A 19,246-nucleotide genomic window follows, 5' to 3' on the forward strand; every position below is an offset into this window, starting at 1 on the left:
GATCGAAAGTAGGGCCCAAGATGCAGACAGATGTGACTTGTGCCACTCTGAGCGCATGTATTATCTTCCATCACACAAGTAAGTCGTTGACGCCTGGAGGAGGAGCCTTGTCGCTCACGTCGGTGACGACCGCCCCCCTGCACCTGCGTGCCGGTGGGACCAGCGTCGTCCTGGATCTGCGAGGCGGCGGCTTGCCGCGGATCGTGCACTGGGGGCATGACCTCGGCTCGATCGCGCCGGAGTCGCTCGTCGAGCTCGCGGACGCCCAGGTGCCTCCGCGAGTGACCGGATCCTTGGACTCTCCGGTCGCGTTCGCCGTGCTGCCCGAGCAGTCGGCCGGTTGGCTCGGGACGCCAGGGGTCTCGGGTCACCGGGCAGGGTCGGCTTTCAGTACCCGCTTCGAAGTCGACGGCGTGGACGCCCGGGGCACGGGATTGGTGGTGCACGCGGCGGACCCGGCTGCGGAAGTGGCCGTGGACGTGGAGCTCGAGATCACCCCCTCCGGGCTGCTGCGCGTCAGGGCTGGTCTGACCAACACGGGGACGAGCGTGTTCGACCTCGAGGGTCTTGTGCTCGCGCTGCCCGTCCCGGACCTCGCGACGGAGCTCCTGACGACGACGGGCCGGCACCTGCGCGAACGCGTACCGCAACGCCAGCCGTTCACGTTCGGGACGTTCATGCGGGAGAGCCGGCGCGGCCGGCCCGGGGCAGACGCGACCCTCGTGCTCGCGGCGGGGGAGCGGGGCTTCACCTCGAGGTCCGGGCGGGTCTGGGGCGTGCACGTCGCCTGGAGCGGCAACCACCGGGTACTCGCGGAGCGAGCGATCTCGGGGGAGTCGTTCCTGGCCGGTGGCGAGCTGTTGCTGCCCGGCGAGGTCAGGCTCGAGCCCGGCGCCCGATACGAGTCCCCGTGGCTCTACGGGAGCCACGGGAACGGGCTCGACGAGCTCGCCTCCCGCTTCCACGAACACCTCCGTGCACGCCCGCACCACCCGAGCACCCCGCGGCCGGTGACCCTGAACACCTGGGAAGCCGTCTACTTCGACCACGACCTCGACAGGCTGACCCACCTGGCCGACGTCGCGGCCGAGCTCGGCGTGGAGCGGTTCGTGCTGGACGACGGGTGGTTCGGGTCACGTCGTGACGACACCCAAGGGTTGGGCGACTGGCACGTCTCGCCCGACGTGTGGCCTGCCGGCCTGCACCCGCTGGCGGATCACGTGGTGGACCGGGGGATGCAGTTCGGGCTCTGGGTGGAGCCCGAGATGGTGAACCCTGACTCGGACCTGGCCCGAGCCCACCCTGACTGGATCCTCGGTGCTCCCGGCCGGGCGCCGGTGGCCGCCCGGCACCAGCAGGTGCTGGACCTCGGCAACCCCGACGCGTTCGCACACATCCTCGGGCGGCTGGACGCGCTCCTGGACGAGTACCCGATCGCCTATCTGAAGTGGGACCACAACCGGGACCTGGTCGAACCGGGCCACGGCGCCGGCGGCGTCCCGGGCGTGCACCGACACACGCTGGCGGTGTACCGGCTGCTCGATGAGCTGCGGGCCCGGCACCACGGCCTCGAGATCGAGTCGTGCGCATCGGGCGGTGCCCGGGTCGACCTGGGGATCATGGAGCGCACCGACCGCATCTGGGCCAGCGACTGCATCGACCCGCTGGAGCGCGAGGAGATCCAACGGTGGACCGAGCTGCTCCTGCCTCCCGAGCTGATCGGCGAGCACGTCGGCTCACCTGTTGCCCACACGACCGGTCGCACCCACACCCTGGACTTCCGCGCGGCGTCGGCGTTCTTCGGCCACCTCGGCATCGAGTGGGACATCGCCCAGGCCGACGCTGGTGAGCGTGCGCGGATGGCCGAGTGGATCACCGCCCACAAGGCGCTTCGGGGACTCCTGCACACCGGCACCCGCGTGCACGCCGACCACCCTGACCCGGCGTTGCGTGTCCACGGCGTCGTCGCCGTCGACCGTGACGATGCCGTCTTCGCCGTCACCCAGCTCACCACGAGCCTGCAGTACCCGACCGGGACGCTCCGGCTGCCCGGCCTCGACCCGGACGCCGTGTACGACGTGCGCCCGCTCCCGCCCGGCGACCGCATCGAGGGAATGGCGCTGGAGCCGTTGCCTTGGTGGCGAAACGGCGTCAGGCTCACCGGCCGCGCCCTGGCGGAGGTCGGCGTCCGTGCCCCGGTCCAGTTCCCGGAGCGCACCGTCCTGGTCCGCGCGCGTCGCATCGACGCCCCGTCGCCCTGACCCCGCAGGAGGCATCACATGGCTCCACACCGAGCACGGATCCTGACGACACTCGTCGCCGCGATCGCCCTGGTCGTCCCGCTCGCCGCCTGCTCCGGTCAGGCAGGTGAGGGCAAGACGACGATCACGTTCTTCCAGTTCAAGCCTGAGGCCATCCAGTACTTCGAGGACCTGGCAACACAGTTCGAAGCGCAGAATCCCGACATCCACGTCGTCGTCCAGAACGTGCCCGACCCGGAGACCGCCCTACGCACCCGGCTCGTGAAGAACGACGTGCCCGACGTGATGACGCTCAACGGAAACGGCACGTTCGGCGAGTTCGCCTCCGCGGGGATCTTCACCGACTTCCGCAAGGACCCGGTCCTCGACAAGGTCAACCCTGGCTTCGTCAAGGTGCTCCAGGCGCTCGGCGAGAGCTCACCCGGAGCGGTCAACGGCGTCCCCTTCGCCGCAAACGCGAGCGGCATCCTCTACAACGAGGACCTGTTTGCCCAGCAGGGCATCAAGGTCCCCACCACCTGGGACGAGCTGATCGCCGACGCCAAGGCGTTCAAGGCAGCGGGCATCACACCGTTCTACGGCATGCTCGGCGACGCCTGGACCGCGCAGTCACCCCTGGCCCCACTGACCGCCCAGACGCAGCCCACGGACTTCTTCCAGCAGCGGTTCGCCGACAAGACCACCTTCCAGGCCGGCTGGCGCACCGCCATCGACGAGCTCGGCCAGCTGTACGACTACACCCAACCGGACCCGGTCTCCTCCAACTACCAGGACGGCACGCGGGCATTCGCCGAGGGCAAGTCAGCGATGCTGCTGCTCGGCAGCTACGCCGTCCCGCAGATCCGCTCGTTCAAGCCGAAGTTCACCGTCGGCAGCTTCGCGTTCCCGGCGACGAACGACCCGGCCAAGACCACCCTCGTCTCGGGCGTCGACGTGCTCGTGACGACCTCGGCGCACGGGAAGCACCCGCAGGAGTCGGAGAAGTTCGTCAAGTTCCTCATGCAACCCGACGTCGTCCAGAAGTACTCCGAAGCACAGGTGGCCATACCCGCGATCGAAGGTGCCACCAACAACGACCCGGCCCTCGTCGGTATCCAGCCCTACATCGACGACAAGAAGCTGGTCGGCTTCACCGACCACCAGTTCATCGCCGCGATCCCGCTCGCCCCGCTCCTGCAGGAGTACCTGCTGAACCGCGACGCGTCCAAGATGCTCCGCAAGCTCGACAACAACTGGGACAAGGTCGCGGCCCGCCGCACCTGGGGCCTGGGAAAGGTGCAGTCATGACGACGACGACACGACCGCCCCGCACGACCGGCCCCGCTCCACAGCAGGTCCGCAAGAAGGGCATCGCTTCGCGCACGCCGCGCGCGTTCTACTGGATGGTTCTGCCGGCGTTCGCACTGTTCTTCCTTCTGCACACCGTCCCGGTCCTGCAGGGTGTGTTCTACAGCTTCACCGACTCCCCGGGCTACGGGCCGTGGAACTTCGTCGGACTGTCAAACTACAAGGCGCTGTTCACCGACAGCCGCGTCCTGCACGCCTACCTGTTCACCTTCCAGTTCGCCATCGTCGCGACGATCCTCGTCAATATCATCGCGCTCGGCGTAGCGATGGCGCTCAATTCTCGGATCAAGTTCAAGACGACCCTGCGGGGCGTCTACTTCATCCCCTACGTGCTGTCGATCCTCGTGATCGGGTACGTGTTCCAGTACCTGTTCACCTTCTCTATCCCGGCTATCGCACAAGCGGTCGGCAACGCCAAGTTCTCCACGTCGATCCTGTCCGACGAGGGCCTGGCATGGGTGGCCATCGTCATCCTCGCCGTCTGGCAGTCGGCCGCCTTCAACATCGTGCTCTACCTCGCCGGACTCCAGACGGTCCCTGCCGAGCTCTACGAAGCCGGCTCGCTCGACGGCGCCGGCTCGTGGAAGAAGTTCACCAACATCACCTTCCCGATGATCTGGGGCTTCTTCGTCATCAACATGGTGCTGTCCCTCAAAGGGTTCCTGCAGGTCTTCGACCACGTCGTGGCCATGACGAACGGCGGGCCCGGCACCGCGACCGAGTCCGTCGGGCTCGTCATCTACAAGGGCGGCTTCCAAGGCGGGGAGTTCGGCTACCAGCTGGCCAACGCCGTGGTCTTCATGATCGTGATCATCGTGTTCGCCCTCGTCCAGTTCCGTGTCCTGCAGCGTGAGGATGTGACGGCATGAGCACCGCACCCAGCATTCCCGCACCGGTCGCCGACCGGTCCGAGCACGCCTTCGGCGCCGGCGACCCGGTCAACCCAAAACCCCGCCGCCGTCGCTCCCGCACCCCGGACGCGGACGACACCGGTCACCCCAACTGGTGGCTCACCGGGCTGATGGTCTTCCTGTCGCTGAGCATCCTTGTCCCGATGTACCTGGTGGTCGTCACGGCGCTCAAGACCCCGGACCAGCTCACCGGCGCCGGATTCGCCCTGCCGAACCCGATCAGATGGGCGAACTTCTCGGACGCCTGGACGCTCACGAAGTTCCCCCGTGCGGCGCTGAACAGCGCCATCATCACGGTCGGTGCCGTGGTCCTGACCTTGCTCACCAACTCCATGGTCGCCTACGCCATCGCCCGGAACATGCACAAGAGGCTCTTCAAGGGGCTGTTCTTCTACTTCATCGCCGCACTCTTCGTGCCCTTCCCGATCCTCATGCTCACGGTCGCCAAGCTCACCGCGCAGCTGCACATCGACAACCAGGTCGGGCTGATCCTGCTGTACACAGTCTTCGGCCTGTCCTTCAACATCTTCATCTTCGTCGCTTACATCCACTCGATCCCGCGGGAGCTCGAAGAGGCGGCCATCATCGACGGGGCCAACACCTGGACCGTCTTCTGGAAGGTCATCTTCCCGCTCCTGCGACCGATGAACGCCACCGTCGGCATCATCACCTGCGTGTGGGCATGGAACGACTTCATGCTGCCCCTGGTCATCCTGTCCAACCCGAACAGCGCGACACTCCCACTGCAGCAATACGTCTTCCAGAGCACGTTCAACACCAACTACACACTGGCCTTCGCGTCCTACCTGCTCGCGATGATCCCGCTGCTCGTGGTCTACATCGTCGCTCAGCGGTGGGTCATCTCCGGCGTGACGCGAGGCGCCATCAAGTGAGTGGAGAGGGTCGCTCCGACCTGCCCCGGACCGGAGCGCACTCAGCGCTGGTCGAGTCGCCCGCCCGGCAGGACACCGTCGCGGGTCGACCCGCACAGCCTTGACGTAGACGCGTCCCCGTCTCGGCCTGGTGGCACGACGGCTCGTCGACCGCGCAACACGTGGTCTCTGGTGTCTCGTCGCCGCGGTCGCCAACGCGTCACCGACCACTCGACAGAGGGGGTTTGTATGTCATGGCTCATCACCGGCGGCGCCGGGTACATCGGGGCGCACGTGGTCCGCGCCATGGTGCAGGCCGGCCTCCAGCCCGTCGTCCTTGACGACCTGTCCACCGGTCACGCGCAGTTCGTGCCCGACGGCGTGCCGTTCGTGCGCGGCAGCGTCCTCGACCACGACTTGGTTGAGCACACCCTGGACGCGCACGCTGTGCAGGGCGTCGTGCACCTGGCCGGGTTCAAGTACGCCGGGGTGTCGGTTCGGCGGCCCCTGCACACATACGCGCAGAACGTCGAGGGCACGCGCGCGCTGCTCGATGCGATGGCTGCGGTCGGCGTGGCGAACCTGGTCTTCTCCTCCAGCGCTGCGGTGTACGGCACGCCCGAGGTTCCCCTCGTCACCGAAGACGTGCCCAAGCGCCCCACCTCGCCGTACGGGGAGTCGAAGCTGATCGGGGAGTGGCTGATCCGGGACCAGGCCATCGCTGCGGCCGCGGACGGCGCCTCGCTTCGGCACACCTCCCTCCGCTACTTCAACGTGGTCGGATCCGGGGACCCCGTCGTGCACGACACCAGCCCGCACAACCTGTTGCCTCGGGCCTTCGAGGCGCTCCTGTCGGGGGACGTGCCGAAGATCTTTGGCGACGACTACGACACCCCCGACGGCACGAACATCCGTGACTACGTCCACGTCGCCGATGTCGCCGCCGCACACGTCGCGGCCGCGGAGCTTCTCGCTGCCGGCCGGCCGACCGAGCAGGCCTACAACCTCGGTTCCCAGAACGGGCTGTCCGTGCGGCAGATCATGGAGGCCGTCGCGAGAGTCACGGGCATCGACTTCACCGCGAAGATCGCTCCGCGCCGCCCCGGCGACCCCGACCGGATCGTGGCCACCGGGGAGCTCGCCGCCCGTGACCTCGACTGGAAGATGCGGTACCCCCTCGATGAGATGGTCCGGTCCGCCTGGGAGGCGCGCGTCGCGGTCTCGGACGCCGATGTCGCACCTGAGCGCAGACACGCGAGTGCACGACATGACCGGAGCCCGTACCGTGCCTAGCGCCGTCAGCCGCGCGTGGCCGGACGAGGAAGGCGCGGAGCGGGCCGCGAGCTTGTTCGTGGCAACGTTCGGCGACGATCGCGTCGGGGTGTGGGCCTCGCCCGGTCGGATCAACATCATCGGTGAGCACGTCGACTACAACGGCGGCCTGTGCCTGCCGTGCGCCTTGCCGCACCGAACCTTCGTCGCGTTGGCGCGCCGGGACGACGATCAGGTTCGACTGGTGTCCGACCTCGCCCCGCAGGAGGTGTGGTCGGAGTCCCGCGCGACCATCGGACCCGGCCGCGTCCGCGGCTGGGTCGCCTACGCCGCCGGCCCGGCATGGGCGCTGGCGCATGCGGGGCACTCGCTCGGCGGCTTCGACGCTGCCGTCGTTTCCTGCGTCCCTGTCGGCGCCGGCCTGTCGTCCTCGGCAGCCATCGAGTGCGCCGTCGCGCTCGCCCTCGACGATGTTTACGCCATGGGCCTGGGTGGGACCGAGTCCGGCCGGTGCGCCTTGGTCGACGCCTGCGTCCGGACGGAGGTCGAGGTGGCCGGCGCCAACACCGGCGGCATGGACCAGTCGGTGTCCGTGCGGGCGCGCGCGGACCGCGCGCTGCTGCTCGACTGCAGGGACGGCAGCACCGAGCACGTCCCCCTCGACCTCGAGGCGGCCGGTCTCGAGCTCCTGGTCATCGACACCAGAGCTCCGCACTCGCTCAACGACGGGCAGTACGCCGAGCGCAGGGCAACGTGCGAGCACGCAGCAGCGACGCTCGGGCTCCCGAGCCTGCGCGAGGTCACCGACCTCGATGCGGCCCTGGAAGCTCTCTCCGATGACGTCGCCCGCCGGCGCGTCCGCCACGTGGTGACCGAGATCGCCCGCGTGAGGGAGTTCGCCGCACTGCTGCGCGACGGTCGCCTCGAAGAGGTCGGCCCGCTGCTGGACGCCTCACACGAGTCGTTGCGACGCGACTACGAGGTCTCCTGCCCCGAGCTGGACGTCGCGGTCCAGGCCGCGCGGTCCGCCGGCGCGCTAGGCGCCCGGATGACCGGCGGCGGTTTCGGGGGCTCGGCGATCGCCCTCGTCGAGGCTGGAACGGCGCCATCGGTGTCGCTGGCCGTGCGGCAGTCGTTCGGCCGCCGCGGCTTCGCTGAGCCGTCCTTCCTGCTCGCGCGTCCCGGCCCGGCCGGGACGCGGGTGCGCTGAGGCGGCGCCCCGGCGTGCGCCGGCAAACAACCACACGTCATCGAAGGAGCGACGACTTATGAGCGACTCCGCTCTCCGCCAGGCGCAGGCCAAGATGCGTGCGGCGGGTGTCGCCGACGCGGCGATCGAGGTGTTCACCCACTACGTGGGCCAGCTCCGCGAGGGCATCACCGGCGAGATCGGCGAGGACACGATCGACCCGCTCGTCGACCCGCTGCAACTGGCTGATATGGCGGTCAGCGACGACGCCGCAGATACCGCCTTGGCACGCACGGCGATCCTCAAGCTCAACGGTGGGCTTGGGACGTCCATGGGCATGGACATGCCGAAGTCGCTCCTGAAGGTCCGGAACGGGCGCAGCTTCCTCGACCTCATCGTCGAGCAGGTGCAGTACGTCCGACGGGTCCACGACGTTCGGCTTCCGGTGGTGTTCATGAACTCGTTCCGCACGGACGCCGACACACGCCTCGCGCTCGCCAGGCACGAGGATCTCGCCGTGGACGGTGTCCCGCTGACCTTCCTGCAGAACCAGGAGCCGAAGCTGCTCGCTGCCGACCTGACCCCCGTCACCTGGCGGGCCGACCCCTCGCTCGAGTGGTGCCCGCCTGGTCACGGCGATCTCTACACCGCGCTTGTCAGCTCGGGAACTCTCGCGCGGCTGCTCCAAGCGGGCTTCCGGTACGCCAGCATCTCGAACTCCGACAACCTCGGGGCGGCGCCCGACGCGACGATCGCCGGCTGGTTCGCCGCCTCCGGCGCGCCGTACGCGGCCGAGCTGTGCAGGCGGACCGCGGCCGACCGTAAGGGCGGCCATCTCGCGGTCCGGAGGTCGGATGGGCGGCTCGTCCTGCGCGATACGGCGCAGACCGCCGCCGCGGAGATGCACTACTTCACCGACGAGCATCGACATCCCTACTTCCACACCAACAACCTGTGGATCGACCTGGAGCAGCTGGCAGCCTTCCTGGCCGACCGTGGCCCGATCCTGGGCCTCCCGCTGATCCGGAACACCAAGACAGTCGACCCGAGCGACCCTTCCTCGCCGGAGGTGGTCCAGATCGAGACCGCGATGGGCGCCGCGATCGAGCTGTTCGAGGGCGCGAAGGCCATCGTCGTCGAGCGTGAGCGTTTCCTGCCGGTCAAGACGACGAACGATCTGCTCCTCGTCCGCTCCGACGTCTACCGGCTCGGGCTGGACCGCACACTGCAGCCGGTCGTGCAACCAGTCCCACTCATCGATCTCGACCGGGACCACTACACCACCGTCTCGAAGTTCGAAGCCCGATTCCCCTCGGGCCCCCCGTCGCTTCGTCAGGCGTCGTCGCTCACGGTGCGGGGGGACTGGACATTCCAGGAAGCCGTCGTCGCCACGGGCGCAGCGTCGCTCGGTCCCGCGGACGCGCCAGGAACCGTCCCCACAGGCGCCAAGTTGGGTCCCGGAGGCGTACGGACGTGAACCTTCTGTCGTCGAGCACCACATAGCTCAGTTATGTGACGTCGCCCGGCGGACGAAACCCCTCGTCGCCCGGGGGTGCCGTCCGCAGGTGCGCGGCCACGTCGCCGCCCAACATGTGGGTCGGCAACGACCGGCAGATGCTGATCGAAGTGGTGACCATCTTCTGCCGTTCGTCGGGTACCCGCGCACCCTCAACGCCGATGCCGCGATCGACGCCGTCGCTCCGCGGTCCTGTCCGACCAGTGCCTTGTGATCCCACTTCGATCCATCGAGACGCCCCTTGTCGCGGAGGTCGCCGATTGCTCCCCCTTTGAGGTCCAATCGAGTCCTAGATGGTGCAACCCGATGCATGCCCAGCACCCGCATCGCACGAGGTCAGGACCAACATCGTCCAACCGGACCAAGCGCATCCAAGACAAGCAACCGAAGCCCACCGCTACCGCAATCGCAGTGAACGCAGGGCCCCGACCAGCAGCAACGCCGGTCTGGGCCCTTCGTTCTGCCCCGAACTCCCCCGAATTCGACTCCACTTTGGGGACCGAAGAAGCGCGGCAAGGGGCAACCCGGTGCATAGCCGTATGAGCGTCTGCCCAGGTCAGGCACCAGATCGCCCAACCCGACGAACCTTCTCGCCACCGACTGTCAGAAGCCGTGTGCTACCGCACCTCCGTGGCCGGACCCGCGCAACCGCGCTGACCGTCTCGGGCTCGTGCACGCCAAGATGTCGGCGTGACTCTCGACGCGCAGACCCCCTGGCGCCGTGCTCGTCAGATCGCCAGCGACGTGCTCGTCGCCGTCTGGCTCATCCTCTGGTTCCGTGCCGGGCTGTGGGTGCACGAGGTCGTCGGACGGATCGCCGCTCCCGGACGTACGCTCGAGGACGCCGGGGCCTCGCTGTCGGACAGCTTGGAGTCCGCCGGGGACACGGTCGCGCGCGTCCCGGTCTCGGCGACGACGTGCGTGCGCCCTTCACCGCGGCCGGGGACGCCGCGGACTCGATCGCGGAGGCCGGCGTCCAGGTCCAGCACGGAGCCAACCAGCTCGCGCTGGTGCTCGGGCTCACGGTCGCCGTGGTCCCGATCCTGCTCGTCGTCGCGGTCTGGCTGAGCGTGCGCCTGCGTTTCGTCCGCCGCGCGCGGGCGGCACGGCGCACGCTCGACTCGACGGCCGACCTCGACCTGTTCGCCCTGCGGGCGCTCGCGACGCAGCCGGTCGAGGTGCTCGCGGGCGTGAGCGACGACCCGGCGGACGGGTGGCGCCGCCGGGACCCCGGCGTCGTGCGCGCGCTGGCGTCGCTCGAGCTGCGCTCGCTCGGCCTTCGGGTGCCCATCCGACACACCCCGTCCTGGCCGCAGGACGGCTCCAGACCTCGTCTGGAGCCGTCCCTCTCGCGGCTGGGTGCTTCGGTCAGACCGTGCCTCCATGCGCTGCCGCCGTCGACGTGATCCAGGCCAGCGCCTCGGGGGTGTCGACCCGGTAGGAGTAGGTGTTGCCGCTGCAGATCGAGTTGGCGACGAACGAGTTGACGGCGAGAACGACGTTCGTGCCGCCGAGCAAGTTCGGGCCACCCGAGTCGCCGAAGCAGGTGCCCCCCTTGTTCGAGTGCAGCTTGATGAACTCGTCGGAGAGCGTGTCATTGCTGGCGACGAGCGTCGTCGGGGCGAAGAACCGCGTGGCGGAGTCACCGGCGCTCTTCTTGCAGTTCGGGTCGCAGGGGCCGCCGCCGTTGACGAAGCCCTGGACGCCGTACCCGACCGAGTCGACCGGAGTGTTGATCGCGAGGGTGTCGACGAGGTTCGCGGTCGGCAGGTCCCCGTACTGCCCGAGCGTCGCCGAGGACGGGATCGCACCGCAGAGGTAGGTGCTCGCGCTGGTCGGGGTGTGGCAGCCGGGCTCACCGAACACGATGATCGCGACGTCGTGGGTGTCGAAGTGAGGCAGCCCGCCCTTCGCGCCGATCACCCATTGCGGGTCGGAGTAGTAGGCACCGACATACCAGGCGCGCTGAGCCGCCGGGGTGTTGATGAGGTTCGGGTCGAAGCTCACCCGGACCTGCGGCGCACCGGTCGTGGTGTTCGTGCCGAGGCCGGACGTGCTGTCGGTGAAGCAGTGCGCGGCGGTGAGCATGACCGTGGGTGACAGCAGCGTGCCGGTACAAGCGGAGACGAGGTTGTCCTCGTAGGCGACGTAGGGGTGGTTGTTCCCGTCGTAGGTGCCGTTGGTGACGGCGTTGGCGGGGGCGCTGAGGCCGAGGCCCAGGCCGACACTGGCCAGCAGCGCAAGAAGGGGCGTGAGCAGACGACGCATCTCGAGCTCCCATCCGGAAGGGGCGCGGCGGTTGCCGCGGATCGGACGCTACGCCGCTCGTCCAAGGGGCGCCCGACGACGCGTCATCCGCGGAACGGCAACCGGAACGGGATCGGGATGCCGCCGCAGCAGCACACCCCGCTCACCTCCTGCTGGGCCAGGATGGCGGCCGCCTGGTAGCAGGCGGTGAACCGGGCCACGCTGGGAAGGACGGCTCCGAGGACCCCTCGGCGTCGGACGAGATCCCGCACGGCCGCCGAGCATGAGGGGCCGCCGTACGCGACCCGATGCGCGCAGCTCCAGCCCTTCCGGGGCGAGAGCGTTCGCTGGTAGCTCGCGATCAGGCGGTCGACGGCGGAGGCGACGAGGCTCATCGCCTCACGGTACGTGCGGCCGGAGCGCTTCGCCGCGGCCAGGAGGAGTGCGCGCCGACGCGGGGTACGGTGCCGGCCGACACGGCGAGCAGCCCCGCAACTTGCGACCGTGGTTGAGCAGTAGACGGCGGCGAACAGGGTCGTGCCGCTGGTCAGGGAGACCGAGGACGCCCTCGCGCAGCTCGGGCAAGAGCACGGACACACCAAGCCGTTGTCGCGCGAGCACATCTTGACTCCGATCCGTCGACACAATCTGAAAGCGCACTGAGACGCATGTGGTGCCGACGCGACGCATCGGCCCGTGGCGCCGCCCGGACCGCGACCTAGACTCCGCGTGTGACGGGCGAGCGGCGGTCCAGCGGTGCGCCCGGGCCGCTGCTCGAGACCAAGCTGTACGTCCCGCGCCGCGCACGCGACCTCGTGGTTCGGACCCGGTTGACCGACCGCCTCGACCGGGGCAGCGCCGGCGCCCTGCTGCTGGTCTCTGCGCCGGCCGGCTTCGGCAAGACCACGATGCTGGCGCAGTGGCTGTCGGGGCGGCCGGAAGGGCGCCCCGTGGCCTGGTTGTCGCTGGACCGCGGCGACAATGACCCGATCATCTTCTGGACCTACGTCGTCGCCGCGCTGCGCAGCGTCTCGCCCGAGGTCGGCGCGACGGCGTCGGCCCTGCTGCAGCAGGGCGCACCGGTCCAGAGCGTGCTGACCACGCTGCTCAACGACCTGGTCGCACAGCCCGACGACCTCCTGCTGGTCCTCGACGACTACCACCTGGTCGAGTCGCGCGAGGTGCACGACGCCCTGGGGTTCCTGCTCGACCACCTCCCGGACCGCCTGCACCTGGTGATCGCCGGCCGGGCCGACCCTCCGCTCCCGCTCGCCCGGCTGCGCGCCCGCGGGCTGCTGACGGAGGTCCGGGCGAGCGACCTGCGGTTCACCGCCGAGGAGGCCGTCGCCTACCTCGGCGGCACCATGGGGCTGCACCTGAGCGCCGAGGACGCCGCCGCGCTCGAGTCCCGCACCGAGGGCTGGATCGCGGCCCTCCAGCTGGCAGCCCTGTCCCTGCAGGGTCGCGACGACGTGAGCGCCTTCGTCGCCGGGTTCGCCGGCGACGACCGCTATGTCGTCGACTACCTCGTCGAGGAGGTGCTGCAGCGCCAGCCCGAGACCGTGCGGTCCTTCCTCGTGCAGACGTCCCTGCTGGAACGGCTCAGTGGCGCGCTGTGCGACGCGATTACCGAGGGGTCGGACGGAGCGGCGGTCCTGGAATCGCTCGACCGCGCGAACCTGTTCCTCTTCCCGCTCGACGACCGCCGTGAGTGGTACCGGTACCACCGCCTGTTCGCCGACGTGCTGCAGGCCCGGCTGCTGGCGGAGCAGCCGGCCCTCGTGCCCGAGCTGCACGGGCGCGCGAGCACCTGGTTCGAGCAGCACGGCTATCTCGCGGAGGCCGTCGCGCACGCGCAGTCCGGCGACGACCCCGCGCGGGCGGCCGCCCTCGTCGAGCTCGCCGTACCCGCCATGCGCCGGCAACGCCAGGAGGCGACCGCGCTCGCCTGGATGACCGCACTGCCCGACGCGATCCTGCGCGACAGGCCTGTGCTCAGCGTCCATCTAGCTGGCGCACGCCTGACCACCGGGCGTCTCGACGGGGTCGAGGAGCGTCTGCGCGACGCCGAGCGCTGGCTCCAGGCCGGCGCCGACACCCGCGGCATGGTCGTCGTGGACCAGGACGAGCTTGCCGCACTCCCGTCCATCATCGCCCTCTACCGCGCAGCGGGAGCGCTCGCGGTCGGCGACGTCGAGGCCGCCCTCGTCCACGCCGGACGGGTGCTCGAGGTCGCCGCCGACGATCTCCACCTCGTCCGTGGCGCCGCCGCCGGCCTCCTCGCGCTCGCCTTCTGGGGACGAGGCGATCTCGTGGCGAGCCACCGGATGTGGGTGCAGTCCTCCGCGAGCCTGCTCCGCGCGGGCCACGTCTCCGACACCTTCGGCTGCGCGGTCGCCCTCGCCGACATCCGGCTCGCCCAGGGCCGGCTGCGCGACGCCCGGAGCACGTATGAGCGCGCCTTGGAGGTCATCGCCGGTCCGGTACTTCGCGGCACCGTCGACATGTACATCGGCCTGGGCGAGGTGCTCCGCGAGCAGGGTGACCTGGAAGCGGCGGAGCAGCACCTGACCCGGAGCCGGGAGCTCGGCGACCACCTCGGCCTGCCCCAGGCACCCTACCGTCGTCAGGTTGCGGCGGCGCGACTCCGCGAGAGCCGCGGCGACCTGGCCGGCGCGCTCAACCTTCTCGACGAGGCGCAGCGGCTGTACGTCCCGGACTTCTTCCCCGACGTCCGACCGATCGCGTCCGCCCGGGCCCGCGTGCAGGTCCGGCAGGGCGACCTCGGTGCCGCGCTCGCCTGGGCGCGCGACCGGGGGCTCTCGTCAGAAGACGACCTGTCGTACCTGCGCGAGCACGAGCACCTCACGCTGGCGCGCGCACTCCTGGCCGACCCCGCGACGACCGAGCAGGGACTCCACCTGCTCGACCGGCTGCTGGCGGCGGCCGAGGCGGGCGAGCGCGGCGGATCCGTCCTCGAGATCCTCGTCCAGCAGGCGCTCGCGCTGGACCTGGACGCCGCCCTGGCTCACCTGGCCCGCGCGCTCGCCCTGGCCGAGCCGGAGGAGCAGGTGCGGACGTTCGTCGATGAGGGGCGCCCGATGGCCGCGCTGCTGGCGCGGGCGGCCGAGCAGGGGATCGCGCCGACCTACGCGCGCCGACTCCTGGCCGCGTTCGAGCCGACACAGCCGGCCGCGGCCGTCGCGCCCGTCGCGTCCGGCGCCTCCGTCGCGTCCGGCGCCTCCGTCGCGTCCGGGGCGTCCGATCTCGTCGAACCGCTCAGCCAGCGCGAGCTGGACGTCCTGCGCCTCCTGCGCAGCGACCTGACCGGCCCGCAGATCGCCCGCGAGCTCGTCGTCTCGCTGCACACCGTGCGCAGCCACACCAAGAGCATCTACGCCAAGCTCGGCGTCAACAGCCGGCGCGCAGCGGTCCGCCGCGCGGAGGAGCTCGGCCTGCCGGGCGCTCCGCGTACCCGGCGCTGACCGCCGCCCCGCACGGGTCTGTTCACCACCCAACTTCCCCACATGTGGTGATCCGCGGTCACCACATCGGCTCCTAACGTCCCGCTCAGACCGAGAAACGGTTCGCGTCCTTCACCGGCGCTGACGACGACTCCGGGCAGGTGCGCATGAGCCAGGCAGCAGGTCCGTGGTCCGACGCCGGCGAGTACGAGATCCGGCTCCTGGGCCACCTCGAAACCCGGTGGGCGGCCTGGTTCGACGATCTCGACCTCGTCCGACACAGCGACGGCACGACCGTCGTGCACGGTCCCGTGCTCGACCAGGCCGCGCTGCACGGCCTCCTCCAGAAGATCCGCGACACCGGCCTCCCGCTCATCTCGGTCACCCGCATCGATCGCCAACACCGTCACGACAGGAGAACGACATGACCCTCACCGCAGGAACCCGCCCCACGGCCAGCACGGCCCGCTCCTCGAGGTCGACCGCGCGCATCGCCGGCCGGCTCTACCTCGTCACGTTCCTCACCTCGATCCCGGCCCGCATCCTGTACGACCCGGCGCTCCAGTCCGACTACATCCTGGGCTCGAGCAGCACGACCGGCGTGCAGCTGGGCACGCTGCTCGACGTCCTGTGCGCGCTCGCCGGCATCGGCACGGCCGTGGTGCTCTACCCGCTGGTCAAGCGGCAGAGCGAGGGCCTCGCGCTCGGGTTCGTCACCAGCCGGGTGCTCGAGGCGTCGGCCCTCTTCGTCGGTGCTGCGAGCCTGCTGGCCGTTGTGACCCTGCGGACCGCCGACGCGAGCGCGGATCCCGCGGTCCTGGCGCCCATCGGCGACGCACTCGTCGGGCTGCACAACTGGGCCTACCTGGTGGGCCCGGGCCTGTTGGCCGGCGTCAACGCGCTCCTACTCGGCACCCTCATGTACCGCTCACGTCTGGTCCCGCGGCCCATCCCGATGCTCGGCCTGATCGGTGCCCCGCTGATCCTGGTCTCCGGCGTCGCGACGATGTTCGGCGCCTTCGACCAGTTCTCGGCGGCCGCGGCGATCCTGGGCCTGCCGGTCGCGCTCTGGGAGCTGTCCGTCGGCGCGTGGATGGCGTTCAAGGGCTTCCGCCCGTCGCCGCTGCTGGGCGACGACGCGCCGATCCGCTGAGCGCGGCCGCAGTGAACGCAGGGCCCTGACCAGCAGCAACGCCGGTCTGGGCCCTTCGCTTTGCCTCGAACTCGCCCAATTCGATTCCACTTTGGGGACCGAAGAAGCGCGGCAACCTGCAACCCGGCGCGGAGCCGTATGAGCGTCCGACCAGGTCAGGCACCCGATCGTCCAACCGGACCGACCTTCTCGCCACTGTCCGTCGGAAGTCGTGCGCTACCGCACCCGCAATGAACGCAGAGTCCCCCGCCGGGCAGGGTCCGGGAAGAACGGCAACTTCGCTGGAGCCGACCCGGAGCAGCTCTCTTCCGCCGGGCAGCGACTGCATCACCGGCGAGGGAATTCGGGCGTCCGAACGAACTGTGGCGAGGTCTCAGTCGTCGAACTGGCCGAGCCAGCGCCGGCCCGCGCGCTCCGCAAACCCGTCCAGGGCGCCAAGCACCTCGCGGGACTGCCACAGGATGGACCGGCGGCGACCGCCGACCTCCGCGAGGGCACCGATCTCGACGAGCCGGCTGATGGCCTTCATCGCGTTCGTGTGTGAGATGCCGAGCTGCGCTTGGACGACGGCCGTGTTGATGACCGGCTGCCGCAAGATCAGGTTCAACAGCGGCCAGATTGCCGAGTCGGATCGGGCCTTCACCTTCGAAGCCCAGCCGCCTTTCGTCTCCTGAAGCTCGGCGACGAGAATCCGGCCGTTGCTGATGGACGCGAACGCTGCAGCGGCCATGGCGTCAACGATGGGTGCTGGGTCGCCTTCGCGGTACGCGCCGAGCGCCCCGAAGTAGCCGCGGGTGTCGATCAGGAGCCCAGCAGAGACGGGGACGGTCACCGACCTCGTCAAGGCCCGCTTGCGGAGCAGGGAGTGGACCAGGGCCCGGCCGGTGCGCCCGTTGCCGTCGGGGAACGGGTGGATCGTCTCGAACTGGGCATGGGTGATTGCAGCGTGAGAGAGAGCCGGGACGTCCTCCCGGGCGGCGAACGCGGTCAGGTCCGCGATGGCCGCCCCGATGTGGCGCGCCGCTGGTGGGACGAAGAGCGCGTGATGGGGGGAGTAGGAGCTCCCGCCGATCCAGACGGGTTCGTCGCGCCACTTCCCGGCGATCGTGGGCTCGGCGTGCTCGAGCAGCGCGCGGTGCATCGCGAGGATCGTGTCCCCGTCGACGACGTCAGACATCTCGATGGCGGCCTGCATGGCGTGGACGTTCCCCACGATCAGAGTGGCGTTCCGTTTGGCATTTTCGCCGAGCTCGGCAATGGCGATCTCCTTCGCGCCGGAGCTGAGGTTCTCGATCTGGGAGGACGACGCGGACTCCGAACGCAGCAGGATGGCCGCGAACGGGGCGACGTCACCGCCGACGTCACGGTCGAAGTCGCGGATCAGGACGGAGGCTTCTTCGGCGGCCGCGGCGGTGGCCCTGGGGAGGCGCACCTCGAGGTCGGCGATCTCGGGAACGAGCGCCGCCAGGTACGGGTCGGCCATGGTGGCGCGACTGGACCGGGACAGGACTTCCGGCGGTAGCTTCGACTCCCACACGAGCTCTTCCCAGCCAAGGGCGGGCCAGGTCAGGTCGGGGGACAGGGCGGTACCAGTCTCGGACTTCACGATGCCCGCGGGTTGCCCGCCGGCGGGAACCTCAGTGGGCTGACGGCGTTGCGGATCTTCCGTAACCGAGGACATGCACCGACGATATCACTCCCTACACGACTAAAGATGGATAGTGGCCTGGGCTATCCATCCTTGCTTGCACACATCGTCCAGAACGAGCCAATCGACATGTCCGGCAACCTGGTCGCCTCCACAGACCGCGGTCTGGCGACGACGAGTGCGACCTACGGCGACGCGGGCAACATCCTGTCCTCGACGGACGCGCTCGGCGGCGTCTCGACATGGGAGTACGACGCGGCCGAGCGGGTGGTGGCGACCATGGACCAGGCGGGCCGCCACACCACCTACACGTACTCCGGCGACGAGCGCACCGCGAGCACGACCACCTCCTCGTCCGGCGCAACGACTCGAAGCGAGGTCGTCGACGGGTTGGTGCGTTCCACGACGGACCCCGACGGGGTGGTCGAACGGTTCGAGTACGACGCGCAGGGCAACCTCGCCGCGATGGTCGACGGCGTGGGCGGTCGCACCACCTACGCGCGTGACGGAGCAGGGCGGCTGACGCGCATGACGAGCCCGGCCGGCCGCAACACTACGTTCGAGTACGACACCCTGGGCCGCACCCAGCACAAACGCCGGTTTGGGCCCTTCGTTTTGCCTCGAACTCGCCTGATTCACTTTGGGGACCGAAGCAACGCGGCAACCTGCAACCCACGTGCCGGATGGTGGTGGAGTCGATGCTCTCCGACGACGCGCGCGTTGGCGCGCTCCGAGGCGGTTTTGCGCCGCGGCGCGTTTCCGCAGATCAGCGTGTCATCGTGAACACTCGCAGGTAAGCCGTGTGAATGCCCCCGGGGCGGCCCCTTCACGCGCGTCGGACAGTTTCGTCAACAGCCCGCCAGCCAGCCAGCCGAAGGGCCCCACCCGCGTGACCGTGCGAAGTGGGGCCCTTCGCCGTTGCTCCTCCACCGACGACGGCAGCGATCTCAAGCTGCGGCAGATGCGCGGCGGAAGCCGGAGGACGTCGCCGGGTTCGGTGAGAACTCGTTCATCGAGGGAGCGCTCCCTGCCGACGTCTGGTAGACCAGTACTGCTCGAGCGCCTGGACCGCTCACCACCCCCGGACGCCTCCAGGGCTTCGAGCGGTTGTTCGAGAGGGAGCGCTCTCCGAGCGTCGACTCCGTAAGTGATCAGTTCAAGGAAGAGCTGGTAGCCCGTGAGGGCGTGGCACGACGCTCGTCGCCACGTGCACCACGCGGGCTCGCACTACCGGTGTCTCGCGCACGGACCCGCTCCCGAGTGGCCTGACACGCGTCCGCCGACCGCACGCGGCGCACAGTCGGGCGACCGACGACGCAGACGGCAACACCGTTGAAACCCGAGGTGCGGCGCAGGGAACGGCAGC

The 19,246-nt window shown here is 69.6% G+C and carries 15 protein-coding genes; 12 read left to right on the forward strand and 3 right to left on the reverse strand.

The window, feature by feature from the left end:
• Positions 1-107: 107 nt before the first annotated feature.
• The 8 genes from I847_RS0108770 (at position 108) to I847_RS27070 (ending at position 10,774) form a co-directional block, all read left to right on the forward strand.
• Entirely contained in the window at positions 108-2,261 is a 2,154-nt protein-coding gene (locus tag I847_RS0108770; protein ID WP_028049399.1) for an alpha-galactosidase, read from the forward strand.
• 18 nt (positions 2,262-2,279) lie between these two features.
• A complete protein-coding gene (locus I847_RS0108775) occupies positions 2,280-3,548 on the forward strand; it encodes an ABC transporter substrate-binding protein (RefSeq protein ID WP_028049400.1) in 1,269 nt (422 codons plus the stop codon).
• On the forward strand, positions 3,545-4,477 hold the full coding sequence (locus tag I847_RS0108780) for a carbohydrate ABC transporter permease (protein ID WP_028049401.1): 933 nt from the start codon (positions 3,545-3,547) through the stop codon (positions 4,475-4,477). The genes I847_RS0108775 and I847_RS0108780 overlap by 4 nt, the downstream gene beginning before the upstream one ends.
• Entirely contained in the window at positions 4,474-5,412 is a 939-nt protein-coding gene (locus I847_RS0108785; protein ID WP_028049402.1) for a carbohydrate ABC transporter permease, read from the forward strand. The genes I847_RS0108780 and I847_RS0108785 overlap by 4 nt, the downstream gene beginning before the upstream one ends.
• 228 nt (positions 5,413-5,640) lie before the next feature.
• Positions 5,641-6,684, forward strand: a complete 1,044-nt coding sequence (gene galE / locus I847_RS22730; RefSeq protein ID WP_051274634.1) for a UDP-glucose 4-epimerase GalE — start codon at positions 5,641-5,643, stop codon at positions 6,682-6,684.
• Entirely contained in the window at positions 6,659-7,873 is a 1,215-nt protein-coding gene (galK, locus tag I847_RS0108795; RefSeq protein ID WP_028049403.1) for a galactokinase, read from the forward strand. Before galE ends, galK begins: the two co-directional genes overlap by 26 nt.
• A gap of 58 nt (positions 7,874-7,931) precedes the next feature.
• A complete protein-coding gene (locus tag I847_RS0108800; RefSeq protein WP_028049404.1) occupies positions 7,932-9,329 on the forward strand; it encodes a UTP--glucose-1-phosphate uridylyltransferase in 1,398 nt (465 codons plus the stop codon).
• Between the two features lie 956 nt (positions 9,330-10,285).
• The gene (locus I847_RS27070; RefSeq protein WP_051274636.1) at positions 10,286-10,774 is read left to right on the forward strand and encodes a hypothetical protein; all 489 of its coding nucleotides are present in this window, start codon (positions 10,286-10,288) and stop codon (positions 10,772-10,774) included.
• Here I847_RS27070 and I847_RS0108815 read toward each other — a convergent pair.
• Complete coding sequence (locus tag I847_RS0108815; protein ID WP_028049405.1) at positions 10,737-11,636, reverse strand: trypsin-like serine protease; 900 nt, start codon at positions 11,634-11,636, stop codon at positions 10,737-10,739. The two genes, I847_RS27070 and I847_RS0108815, sit on opposite strands and share 38 nt — an antisense overlap.
• A gap of 83 nt (positions 11,637-11,719) precedes the next feature.
• Positions 11,720-12,010: a membrane protein insertion efficiency factor YidD gene (yidD, locus tag I847_RS0108820; protein ID WP_028049406.1), complete on the reverse strand. Its 291-nt coding sequence runs from the start codon at positions 12,008-12,010 to the stop codon at positions 11,720-11,722.
• 336 nt (positions 12,011-12,346) lie between these two features.
• Between yidD and I847_RS0108825 the strand changes: the two genes are divergently transcribed.
• From I847_RS0108825 to I847_RS0108835, 3 genes are all read left to right on the forward strand, one after another.
• Positions 12,347-15,100 (forward strand): LuxR C-terminal-related transcriptional regulator, encoded by a 2,754-nt coding sequence (locus tag I847_RS0108825; protein ID WP_081680662.1) that lies wholly within the window; start codon positions 12,347-12,349, stop codon positions 15,098-15,100.
• A gap of 146 nt (positions 15,101-15,246) precedes the next feature.
• Positions 15,247-15,507, forward strand: coding sequence for a hypothetical protein (locus I847_RS22740; RefSeq protein ID WP_034609578.1), 261 nt, complete (start codon positions 15,247-15,249; stop codon positions 15,505-15,507).
• Positions 15,504-16,232, forward strand: a complete 729-nt coding sequence (locus I847_RS0108835; protein WP_028049408.1) for a DUF4386 domain-containing protein — start codon at positions 15,504-15,506, stop codon at positions 16,230-16,232. The genes I847_RS22740 and I847_RS0108835 overlap by 4 nt, the downstream gene beginning before the upstream one ends.
• A 373-nt stretch (positions 16,233-16,605) precedes the next feature.
• On the opposite strand, the gene I847_RS0108840 is transcribed toward I847_RS0108835, so the two are convergent.
• Positions 16,606-17,913, reverse strand: a complete 1,308-nt coding sequence (locus tag I847_RS0108840; RefSeq protein ID WP_081680664.1) for a Fic family protein — start codon at positions 17,911-17,913, stop codon at positions 16,606-16,608.
• Positions 17,914-18,009: 96 nt separating this feature from the next.
• Here I847_RS0108840 and I847_RS0108845 point away from each other — a divergent pair, with 96 nt between their 5' ends.
• Complete coding sequence (locus tag I847_RS0108845) at positions 18,010-18,663, forward strand: RHS repeat protein (RefSeq protein WP_028049410.1); 654 nt, start codon at positions 18,010-18,012, stop codon at positions 18,661-18,663.
• Positions 18,664-19,246: the final 583 nt, after the last annotated feature.

Source organism: Cellulomonas sp. URHD0024, from assembly GCF_000426185.1.
Lineage (GTDB): Bacteria > Actinomycetota > Actinomycetes > Actinomycetales > Cellulomonadaceae > Cellulomonas.

Excerpts from the sequence above, each read along its gene's own strand:
- I847_RS0108835 (WP_028049408.1), top strand. The coding sequence starts at position 15,504 with ATGACCCTCACCGCAGGAACCCGCCCCACGGCCAGCACGGCCCGCTCC.
- I847_RS0108775 (WP_028049400.1), top strand. The coding sequence starts at position 2,280 with ATGGCTCCACACCGAGCACGGATCCTGACGACACTCGTCGCCGCGATC.
- I847_RS22740 (WP_034609578.1), top strand. The coding sequence starts at position 15,247 with ATGAGCCAGGCAGCAGGTCCGTGGTCCGACGCCGGCGAGTACGAGATC.
- I847_RS0108785 (WP_028049402.1), top strand. The coding sequence starts at position 4,474 with ATGAGCACCGCACCCAGCATTCCCGCACCGGTCGCCGACCGGTCCGAG.
- I847_RS0108800 (WP_028049404.1), top strand. The coding sequence starts at position 7,932 with ATGAGCGACTCCGCTCTCCGCCAGGCGCAGGCCAAGATGCGTGCGGCG.
- I847_RS0108840 (WP_081680664.1), bottom strand. The coding sequence starts at position 17,913 with ATGTCCTCGGTTACGGAAGATCCGCAACGCCGTCAGCCCACTGAGGTT.
- galK (WP_028049403.1), top strand. The coding sequence starts at position 6,659 with ATGACCGGAGCCCGTACCGTGCCTAGCGCCGTCAGCCGCGCGTGGCCG.
- galE (WP_051274634.1), top strand. The coding sequence starts at position 5,641 with ATGTCATGGCTCATCACCGGCGGCGCCGGGTACATCGGGGCGCACGTG.
- I847_RS0108845 (WP_028049410.1), top strand. The coding sequence starts at position 18,010 with ATGTCCGGCAACCTGGTCGCCTCCACAGACCGCGGTCTGGCGACGACG.
- I847_RS0108815 (WP_028049405.1), bottom strand. The coding sequence starts at position 11,636 with ATGCGTCGTCTGCTCACGCCCCTTCTTGCGCTGCTGGCCAGTGTCGGC.
- yidD (WP_028049406.1), bottom strand. The coding sequence starts at position 12,010 with ATGAGCCTCGTCGCCTCCGCCGTCGACCGCCTGATCGCGAGCTACCAG.
- I847_RS0108780 (WP_028049401.1), top strand. The coding sequence starts at position 3,545 with ATGACGACGACGACACGACCGCCCCGCACGACCGGCCCCGCTCCACAG.